The organism is Acinetobacter sp. YH12134 (genome assembly GCF_013418555.1).
In the GTDB taxonomy this organism is placed as follows: domain Bacteria; phylum Pseudomonadota; class Gammaproteobacteria; order Pseudomonadales; family Moraxellaceae; genus Acinetobacter; species Acinetobacter indicus.
The window spans coordinates 75,417-83,293 of record NZ_VPBT01000015.1; the positions used below are offsets into that span (position 1 = coordinate 75,417).

13 protein-coding genes are annotated in these 7,877 nt (G+C 45.9%); 5 read left to right on the forward strand and 8 right to left on the reverse strand.

The window, feature by feature from the left end:
* The first annotated feature begins 48 nt into the window (after positions 1 to 48).
* Entirely contained in the window at positions 49 to 828 is a 780-nt protein-coding gene (locus tag FTU69_RS09955; RefSeq protein WP_005179053.1) for a ferredoxin--NADP reductase, read from the forward strand.
* A 54-nt stretch (positions 829 to 882) separates the two neighbouring features.
* Here FTU69_RS09955 and FTU69_RS09960 read toward each other — a convergent pair whose 3' ends face one another.
* From FTU69_RS09960 to FTU69_RS09970, 3 genes are all read right to left on the reverse strand, one after another.
* On the reverse strand, positions 883 to 1,068 hold the full coding sequence (locus tag FTU69_RS09960; protein WP_016659181.1) for a hypothetical protein: 186 nt from the start codon (positions 1,066 to 1,068) through the stop codon (positions 883 to 885).
* 21 nt (positions 1,069 to 1,089) lie between these two features.
* Positions 1,090 to 1,344: a hypothetical protein gene (locus FTU69_RS09965; RefSeq protein WP_016659182.1), complete on the reverse strand. Its 255-nt coding sequence runs from the start codon at positions 1,342 to 1,344 to the stop codon at positions 1,090 to 1,092.
* A 219-nt stretch (positions 1,345 to 1,563) separates the two neighbouring features.
* Positions 1,564 to 2,184, reverse strand: a complete 621-nt coding sequence (locus tag FTU69_RS09970; protein WP_168414885.1) for a cation transporter — start codon at positions 2,182 to 2,184, stop codon at positions 1,564 to 1,566.
* Positions 2,185 to 2,258: 74 nt separating this feature from the next.
* On the opposite strand from FTU69_RS09970, the gene FTU69_RS09975 reads away from it, so the two are divergent.
* The gene (locus FTU69_RS09975) at positions 2,259 to 2,684 is read left to right on the forward strand and encodes a MerR family DNA-binding protein (RefSeq protein ID WP_005179057.1); all 426 of its coding nucleotides are present in this window, start codon (positions 2,259 to 2,261) and stop codon (positions 2,682 to 2,684) included.
* Here the strand turns inward: FTU69_RS09975 and arsH are convergent.
* From arsH to FTU69_RS09995, 4 genes are read right to left on the reverse strand one after another with little or no spacing between them, the layout of a single operon-like run.
* Positions 2,665 to 3,369, reverse strand: coding sequence for an arsenical resistance protein ArsH (gene arsH, locus FTU69_RS09980; protein WP_180088547.1), 705 nt, complete (start codon positions 3,367 to 3,369; stop codon positions 2,665 to 2,667). The genes FTU69_RS09975 and arsH overlap by 20 nt on opposite strands.
* Complete coding sequence (gene arsB / locus FTU69_RS09985; RefSeq protein WP_180103820.1) at positions 3,369 to 4,418, reverse strand: ACR3 family arsenite efflux transporter; 1,050 nt, start codon at positions 4,416 to 4,418, stop codon at positions 3,369 to 3,371. Before arsB ends, arsH begins: the two co-directional genes overlap by 1 nt.
* 3 nt (positions 4,419 to 4,421) lie before the next feature.
* Positions 4,422 to 4,895 carry an arsenate reductase ArsC gene (locus tag FTU69_RS09990; protein WP_180103821.1) on the reverse strand — a complete coding sequence of 158 codons (474 nt, stop codon included), beginning with the start codon at positions 4,893 to 4,895 and terminating at the stop codon, positions 4,422 to 4,424.
* 4 nt (positions 4,896 to 4,899) lie between these two features.
* Positions 4,900 to 5,217, reverse strand: coding sequence for a metalloregulator ArsR/SmtB family transcription factor (locus FTU69_RS09995; protein ID WP_180103822.1), 318 nt, complete (start codon positions 5,215 to 5,217; stop codon positions 4,900 to 4,902).
* 84 nt (positions 5,218 to 5,301) lie between these two features.
* Here FTU69_RS09995 and arsC point away from each other — a divergent pair, with 84 nt between their 5' ends.
* The 3 genes from arsC (at position 5,302) to FTU69_RS10010 (ending at position 7,524) form a co-directional block, all read left to right on the forward strand.
* Positions 5,302 to 5,730 (forward strand): arsenate reductase (glutaredoxin), encoded by a 429-nt coding sequence (arsC, locus tag FTU69_RS10000; RefSeq protein WP_180103823.1) that lies wholly within the window; start codon positions 5,302 to 5,304, stop codon positions 5,728 to 5,730.
* Between the two features lie 144 nt (positions 5,731 to 5,874).
* Positions 5,875 to 7,266 carry a tRNA 5-hydroxyuridine modification protein YegQ gene (yegQ, locus tag FTU69_RS10005; RefSeq protein WP_075166953.1) on the forward strand — a complete coding sequence of 464 codons (1,392 nt, stop codon included), beginning with the start codon at positions 5,875 to 5,877 and terminating at the stop codon, positions 7,264 to 7,266.
* 3 nt (positions 7,267 to 7,269) lie between these two features.
* Positions 7,270 to 7,524 carry a YfhL family 4Fe-4S dicluster ferredoxin gene (locus FTU69_RS10010; RefSeq protein WP_005179080.1) on the forward strand — a complete coding sequence of 85 codons (255 nt, stop codon included), beginning with the start codon at positions 7,270 to 7,272 and terminating at the stop codon, positions 7,522 to 7,524.
* A 135-nt stretch (positions 7,525 to 7,659) separates the two neighbouring features.
* Here FTU69_RS10010 and FTU69_RS10015 read toward each other — a convergent pair.
* Positions 7,660 to 7,877, reverse strand: a 218-nt coding sequence (locus FTU69_RS10015; RefSeq protein ID WP_180103824.1) for an FAD-dependent oxidoreductase, incomplete at its 5' end; no start/stop codon positions are given.

Sequence of the window (7,877 nt, forward strand, 5' to 3'; positions counted from 1 at the left end):
GATTAGAATAGCAACCTGTTCTAATTTGATAATTTATTGAGACCTTTAATGGCTGCTTTTAACGTCGAAAAGATTACTCACGTCCACCACTGGAATGACACTTTATTCTCTTTTAAAACGACTCGTGACACTGCACTGCGTTTTAAAAACGGTCAATTTGTAATGATCGGTCTTGAAGTGAATGGTAAGCCTTTGATGCGTGCATATTCGATTGCAAGTGCCAACTATGAAGAAGAGCTGGAATTCTTCTCGATTAAAGTGCCAGATGGTCCATTAACCTCGATTTTGCAAAAAGTTAAAGTGGGCGATGAACTGCTGGTTTCTCGCAAACCAACCGGAACTCTGGTACTCGATGACTTAAATCCGGGTAAAAACTTATACCTGCTGTCTTCAGGTACCGGTCTTGCACCGTTCCTGTCGGTGATTCGTGATCCGGAAACCTATGAACGTTTTGAAAAAATCATTGTTGTTCATGGTACACGTTATATTTCTGAACTGGCGTATCAGGACCTGATTCTGAACGAAATTCCAAACCACGAATTCTTCTCGGAACTGGGCGCGAAAGAAAAACTGGTTTATTATCCAACGGTAACACGTGAAGATTTCCATACTCAAGGTCGTGTCACCACTGCAATTGAATCTGGTCAATTGTTCGAGAAAATCGGTTTACCACGTTTTAACCCGGAAACTGACCGCGCGATGCTGTGTGGTAGCCCAGCCTTCCTGGATGATGTTGCTGCGCTGCTTGATCAACACGGATTAAAAGAATCACCACGTATGGGCGTTTTAGGCGATTACGTGATTGAACGTGCATTCGTGGAAAAATAAGCTTTTCCATAGCAAAAAAACCGGTCAGATTGACCGGTTTTTTATTTCTCTAATTTAGCGAGTGCTACGCCCTTCCTGATTAGCATGCCCTTCACAGTGAGCACCACCGCCAATAACAAAACCTGTTTGTGCTTCACATGAACCGATCATACGGCCATTTGAATCATAGGTCGTCACTTTTGAGGCACAACCTGTCATTAAAATAGCAGCAGTTAGCGTGATTAAATTAAAAAATTTCATGATATTACCCCTCTAAAAAAATTAATCGTGTTGCAATGTAATCTGGTTGGACTTCGGCACAGACGGTAATAGACCGGTGTGTTCATCAATTTTGGAATAATCTACGCCCTGTAAATTTGCCCCACCATAACAAACGGCTTTTGCACCTAAAATAAAACCTTGTGTCGCCACACAGGAACCGATCAAATTTCCTGCGGTATCATAGGTCATAACTTTAGAACTACATCCCGCCAATGCCACGAGGCTGACGATAGAAAACAATTTAATTAGTTTCATTAAACCCTCAATTCACAAATACTAAAAACTCAGTAAATAATTTGAATTATCTTTTAAATACATAAATTTATGCTTCATTCTAATAATATGTTAACTTTTGTAAATAGCTTTTTGCATCAAGATGAAATTTTCTTTTTTGAATAAAAATCTGTCATGGATCAACAAAAAAGCGATCAACGCCTAAAATTACTCGCGTTGATCGCTTCAGTTATACTCCTATTAAGCGGAGGTGGTCGCACTCATCTGTCTCTCCGCCCAGGCTTTTTTAATCACCTGATAACCCGCAGTTAAACCCAGCCCCGCCATAATCACCGCGACAATAATATCCGGCAATAAACTGCCCGTTCCAAATACACCGACCGCAGCCAGAATCACCGCAACATTGCCAATTGCATCATTACGGCTACACAGCCAGACCGATTTCATATTGGAATCGCCATCACGAAAGCGATACAGAATCACGGCTGCCACTACGTTGGCCACTAAGGCCAGTCCACCAATTACCCCCATGGTAATCGCTTCCGGGGGAATGCCCTGCATATAGTTATAGACCGTTTTGACCAGCACCAGACAGCCAAATGTGGCCATGGTAATACCTTTTAATAAAGCCACGGTGGCACGCCAGTACAGACTCATCCCCAGCACAGCCAGTGAAATGGCATAGTTGGCGGCATCGCCAAAGAAATCCAGCGCATCGGCCCAGAGTGCTGCCGAATGGGCATACATCCCGCCAAACAGTTCCACCACGAACATCAGCAAATTAATAATCAGAGCAATCCAGAGTGCAGTACGAAAACGGCCATCGGGTTTGACCGGTGCAGGCTGACATTGACAGGCCATAAAGCCTCCTGTTGCATTTTTCTATGACTGTATTATGCTCATTAGAAACTATGGTCTAACTCCAAGGTCAAGTCATGGCACATTATCTGATTCGGGATTTGGTCAAAAAAACCGGTCTGAGTGCAGACACGGTGCGTTTTTATGAAAAGAAAGCGCTCATCCAACCCACCTTAAGGGCCGAAAATAATTATCGTTATTATGATGATGACACCTTAAAACGGCTAATTTTTATTAAACGTTGCCGCGCACTGGATTTATCCTTAAAAGAAATTGAAACCCTAATTGCACTGGAACAGCAGCCCGATCAGGACTGTCAGGCGGTAAATGAACTGCTTGATCATCATTTAGTACAAATCGAAAGCAAAATTGCTGAGTTACAGCATTTTCAGCTGCAACTGCAGCAATTACGGCAGTCTTGCAATGCCCGAACCACCATCGACCATTGCCAAATTTTAAAACAGCTAGAGGCCGATGAAACGCCTAAATCGACTTCTGATTAACCCGTTTCGACAGTTCCGCAGCCGATTCCTTGCGCTCGGAATAACGGTTGGTCAGATAGCTGGCCTGACCGCGGGTCAATAAAGTGAACTTGTACAGCTCTTCCATAACATCGACAATCCGGTCATATAAGGAAGAGGCTTGCATGCGTCCGGCTTCATCAAACTCCAAAAAGGCTTTCGGAATTGACGATTGGTTCGGGATGGTGATCATCCGCATCCAGCGCCCTAAAATACGCATCTGATTCACCGCATTAAAGGATTGCGAACCACCACTAACCTGCATCAGTGCCAGAGTTTTACCTTGGGTCGCACGAATGGCACCGGCAGCCAGAGGAATCCAGTCAATCTGTGCCTTTAGAATGGAACTCATGGCACCATGACGTTCCGGACTGCACCAGACCATGCCTTCTGCCCAGGCCAGCAATTCATGCAATTCCTGAACTTTAGGATGTGAAGCATCGCCATCTTCCGGTAACGGTAAACCTTTGGGATGGAAAATTTTAACTTCTGCGCCAAAGTGCTCCAGAATCCGGCCGGCTTCCATCACCGCCAAACGGCTATAAGAGCGCTCACGGTTTGAACCATAGAGCAATAAAATTCGCGGCGGATGTGGCAATACTTTGGCCTGAACCTGCTCAAAACTCGGCTGTTCAATTAAGTCTACATCAAGATTGGGAAGTGACATCATCCACCTGTTCCATCATAAAATTTACGTTTCAGCCACAGCGAGACACTCACTAGGGCAATTAACACCGGCACTTCCACCAGCGGGCCAATAATGGTGGTAAATGCCACCGGTGAGGCCAGACCAAAGGTTGCAATCGCCACCGCCAAAGCCAGTTCAAAATTATTGCCGGCCGCGGTAAAAGAAATGGCTGTGGTACGCGGATAGTCATTGCCCATCCACTTGCTCATAAAGAAGCTGACAAAGAACATCAATACAAAATAGATGGTCAATGGAATGGCGATGCGCAGTACATCCATAGGTAACCCAACCACATCGGCCCCTTTCAGGCTAAACATGGCGACAATGGTAAACAGCAGCGCCAGCAGGCTAAGTGGACTGATTTTGGGAATAAAACGCTGCTGATACCAGTCCATTCCTTTGTTTTTCACCAGAATCAGCCGGGTCAGAAAGCCCAGCAAAAACGGAATGCCCAGATAGACCAGCACCGCATGGGTAATGGTCCAGAAACTGACATCAATCACCTGACCGGCCACACCAAAATAAGGCGGTAACACACTTAAGAACAACCAGGCATAGGTACTGAAAAACAGAATCTGGAAAATACTGTTAAAGGCCACCAAGGCAGCGACATACTGGTTATCACCACAGGCCAGATCATTCCAGACCAGTACCATGGCAATACAGCGTGCCAGTCCAATCAGAATCAGGCCGGTCATATATTCCGGATAATGCTGCAGGAAAATCAGTGCCAGTGCGAACATCAAACACGGTGCAATCAGCCAGTTTTGTACCAGCGACAACAGCAGCGTGCGTTTATCCTGAAAAATCTGCGGTAAAGCGGCATAGTCCACTTTGGCCAGCGGTGGATACATCATCAGAATCAGGCCAATGGCAATTGGTAAATTGACATTGCCCATACTCATCTGGTCCAGACTGCTCGACACCTGCGGGAAATACACCCCAATGCCAATTCCGAGTGCCATGGCAATAAAAATCCACAGCGTCAGATTGCGGTCTAAAAAGGAAAGTTTGCGGGTGCTGGCCATGACTTACTCGATATGGGAAATGTTGTTGATGGCTGCAATCAGTTCGGGACGGGTCATCTGCTCAGGCTGTAACGCAAACAGTGCATCCAGACGCTTGTTGATATGCGCGACTGTTTCTAAAAAGGCCTGCAACTTGGCTACTTCCGGCAAATCCAGATGCGATGGATCGGCAAGTCCCCAATGCGCTTTAATCGCGCCGCCCAAATACAAAGGACAGGCTTCTTGGGCAGCCGCATCACATACGGTAATCACCACATCGGGCTGATACTGCTCACAGTCATCAATACTTTTACTGGAGAGCCCTTCAGTCGACAGGCCCAGATTTTCCAGCGTCTTTAACGTCAGTGGATGGACACGACCGGTCGGTTTGCTGCCAGCACTATAGGCTGTCCAACCTTGCGGCGCACGACTGTTAAATAACATTTCAGATAAAATGCTGCGGCAGCTGTTTCCGGTACATAAAAAGAGGAATTTCATTGTTTTACTCACAATAACTTGAAAGCGTTGCAGTCAGCGAACTCATCGGACTGACATCTTGCTCCGCGATAATATTCAGCACACTCACTGCCCACTCGGGTAAATCTGGATTCAGGCGGTAATACACCCACTGCCCCTGACGCTGGTCCAGTAAAACCGATAAATTTCTCAGCAAAGCCAAATGACGGGAAATTTTAGGTTGGCTTAAATTTAATGCCTCGGTCAGCTCGCAGACACAAATATTCTGTTTGGCCAGCACCAGTTTCAAAATATCCAGACGGGTCGGATCGGACAGGCATTTAAAAAAATCAGTTTGATTCATACAGCTTCCCCATATTTATACTTGCGAATATACGTATATCCATATATAAAAGCAATATCCCTCTTTTACCTGAGTTTTAGCACTATGGCGGCTCCAATTAAAATCTTTCACAATCCTGACTGCGGCACTTCACGCAACACTTTGGCCTTAATCCGCAATACTGGACAAGAACCTGAAATTATTGAATATTTAAAAAATCCACCAACAGCCGAAGTGCTGGCCGACATGATTCAGCAGGCCGGTTTAAGCGTACGCGAGGCGATCCGTCAAAATGTAACGCCGTATGAAACCCTGCAACTGGCCGAGCGTGATCTGAGCGATGCAGAACTGATTGCTTTAATGGTACAACATCCACTGCTGATTAACCGTCCTTTTGTGGTGACTGAACGCGGCGTTAAACTGTGCCGACCTTCTGAACTGGTACTGGATTTATTGACCCAGCCGCAGCTCAATGCCTTCCGTAAAGAAGATGGAGAACTGGTAATTAATGAACACGGTCAGCGTGTCAATTAACTTATTTTCCTCTCGCCTGCTGCCGCCTATCCCTCAGCGCTAGCAGGCTGAGTGCCTGATAATCCCGAGTTTTTTACTAGGTTGAATCGAAAAATTTTATCCCTACAATAAAGCCATAATTTTTTTATGCCTTTTTGATTGATCATGCATCTTCATCCCGTTACCGAACTTCTCTCTCCTGCCGGTTCCTTAAAAAATATGCGCTATGCCTTTGCCTATGGGGCAGATGCCGTGTATGCCGGGCAGCCGCGTTATAGTTTGCGTGTCCGGAATAACGAGTTTGATCATGACAATCTGGCCATCGGCATTAAAGAAGCACATGAATTAGGCAAAAAATTCTATGTGGTGGTCAACATCCAGCCGCATAACTCCAAACTGAAAAACTTTATCCGTGATCTTGAACCAGTCGTGGCCATGCAGCCTGATGCGCTAATTATGTCTGATCCGGGCCTGATCATGATGGTGCGTGAACACTTCCCGCACATGGACATCCACCTGTCGGTACAGGCCAATGCAGTCAACTGGGCCACGGTCAAGTTCTGGAAAAATATGGGTCTGACCCGGGTGATTCTGTCGCGCGAACTGTCCATTGAGGAAATTGAAGAAATCAAAACTCAAGTTCCCGATATGGAAATTGAGGTGTTTGTACATGGTGCCCTGTGCATGGCCTATTCCGGCCGCTGCATGCTGTCAGGCTATATGAACAAACGCGATGCCAATCAGGGTGCCTGCACCAATGCCTGCCGCTGGGAATACAAAGTGCTGGATGCCGCCGAGGATGAAACCGGTGATGTAATTCCGGTAAAAAATCTGGACGCAGGCTGTTGCTCGCAAGATGCCGATGCGCTCCACATGCAAGCCCAGCACCAGTTTAATGAACCGGTACTGCTGCAACGTAATGAAGAAGATATGTTTGCCGCCGAAGAAGATGAGCACGGCACCTACTTCATGAACTCCAAAGATTTGCGTGCGGTACAACACGTAGAACGTCTGACCAAAATTGGCGTACATTCACTGAAAATTGAAGGCCGTACCAAATCCTATTTTTACTGCGCCCGTACCGCACAAATCTACCGTAAAGCGATTGATGATGCTTTAGCCGGCAAACCGTTCGATCCATCCTTGATGACCCAGCTCGAAGGTCTGGCCAATCGCGGTTATACCGAAGGTTTCCTGCGCCGCCATGTGCATAGCGAATATCAAAATTATGAAAATGGCTCATCCAGTTTTGATCATCAGCAATTCTGCGGCGAAGTGCTGGAGCGCAATGGCGACTACATTAAAATTGATGTCAAAAACCGTTTTGTCGTGGGTGATTCTTTAGAACTGATGACCACCAAAGGCAATATCAGCTTTATTCTCACCGAAATCAAAGACAAAAAAGGCAATTCAATTGAGGAAGCCAAAGGCTCTGGTCATATTGTGGAAATTCCGGTCCCGGCTGATGTTGATATGCGTTATGCCCTGCTGATCCGTAATTTACCAAACTCCACTGCTGATATTTCAGCATCCTCCTTGGCCTATCAGGCAGGTTAACTCATGGCGCTGCTGATTACCGATAAATGCATCAATTGTGATATGTGCCTGCCAGAATGTCCGAATGATGCTATTTATGAAGGCGACAAAATCTACGAGATTGATGTCAGCCGCTGCACCGAGTGCGTCGGTTTTTATGATCATCAAACCTGTGTTGCGGTATGCCCGATTGAATGTATTGTGCCGCATCCTGAGCATCGGGAAAGCCCGGAAGAACTGACTGAGAAGTTCAAGCGCTTAAACTTGCTTCATCCCTAAAACTGGGGTACAACAAAAAAAGGAACTGAGCTGTTAGCGATCTCAGTTCCTGTAAAAAAACAATAACTATTTTTTGATATTTTACCGCATATAGGGCCTGGGTATTGGGGAACTCAGGCCCTATTCTAATTTTACTTACTGTCCAGAACGGATGATGTAATCAAAGGCAGACAACGATGCTTTCGCGCCTTCACCTGTGGCAATGATGATCTGCTTGTATGGCACTGTAGTACAGTCACCAGCAGCAAATACACCTTTGACATTGGTTTCGTTGCGGTCGTTAATCACAATCTCGCCACGGTTGCTCAGCTCAACTGCGGTTTCTTTCAAGAAGTCGGTATTTGGCAATAAAC

Excerpts from the sequence above, each read along its gene's own strand:
- FTU69_RS09955 (WP_005179053.1), top strand. The coding sequence starts at position 49 with ATGGCTGCTTTTAACGTCGAAAAGATTACTCACGTCCACCACTGGAAT.
- FTU69_RS09960 (WP_016659181.1), bottom strand. The coding sequence starts at position 1,068 with ATGAAATTTTTTAATTTAATCACGCTAACTGCTGCTATTTTAATGACA.
- FTU69_RS09965 (WP_016659182.1), bottom strand. The coding sequence starts at position 1,344 with ATGAAACTAATTAAATTGTTTTCTATCGTCAGCCTCGTGGCATTGGCG.
- FTU69_RS09970 (WP_168414885.1), bottom strand. The coding sequence starts at position 2,184 with ATGGCCTGTCAATGTCAGCCTGCACCGGTCAAACCCGATGGCCGTTTT.
- FTU69_RS09975 (WP_005179057.1), top strand. The coding sequence starts at position 2,259 with ATGGCACATTATCTGATTCGGGATTTGGTCAAAAAAACCGGTCTGAGT.
- arsH (WP_180088547.1), bottom strand. The coding sequence starts at position 3,369 with ATGTCACTTCCCAATCTTGATGTAGACTTAATTGAACAGCCGAGTTTT.
- arsB (WP_180103820.1), bottom strand. The coding sequence starts at position 4,418 with ATGGCCAGCACCCGCAAACTTTCCTTTTTAGACCGCAATCTGACGCTG.
- FTU69_RS09990 (WP_180103821.1), bottom strand. The coding sequence starts at position 4,895 with ATGAAATTCCTCTTTTTATGTACCGGAAACAGCTGCCGCAGCATTTTA.
- FTU69_RS09995 (WP_180103822.1), bottom strand. The coding sequence starts at position 5,217 with ATGAATCAAACTGATTTTTTTAAATGCCTGTCCGATCCGACCCGTCTG.
- arsC (WP_180103823.1), top strand. The coding sequence starts at position 5,302 with ATGGCGGCTCCAATTAAAATCTTTCACAATCCTGACTGCGGCACTTCA.
- yegQ (WP_075166953.1), top strand. The coding sequence starts at position 5,875 with ATGCATCTTCATCCCGTTACCGAACTTCTCTCTCCTGCCGGTTCCTTA.
- FTU69_RS10010 (WP_005179080.1), top strand. The coding sequence starts at position 7,270 with ATGGCGCTGCTGATTACCGATAAATGCATCAATTGTGATATGTGCCTG.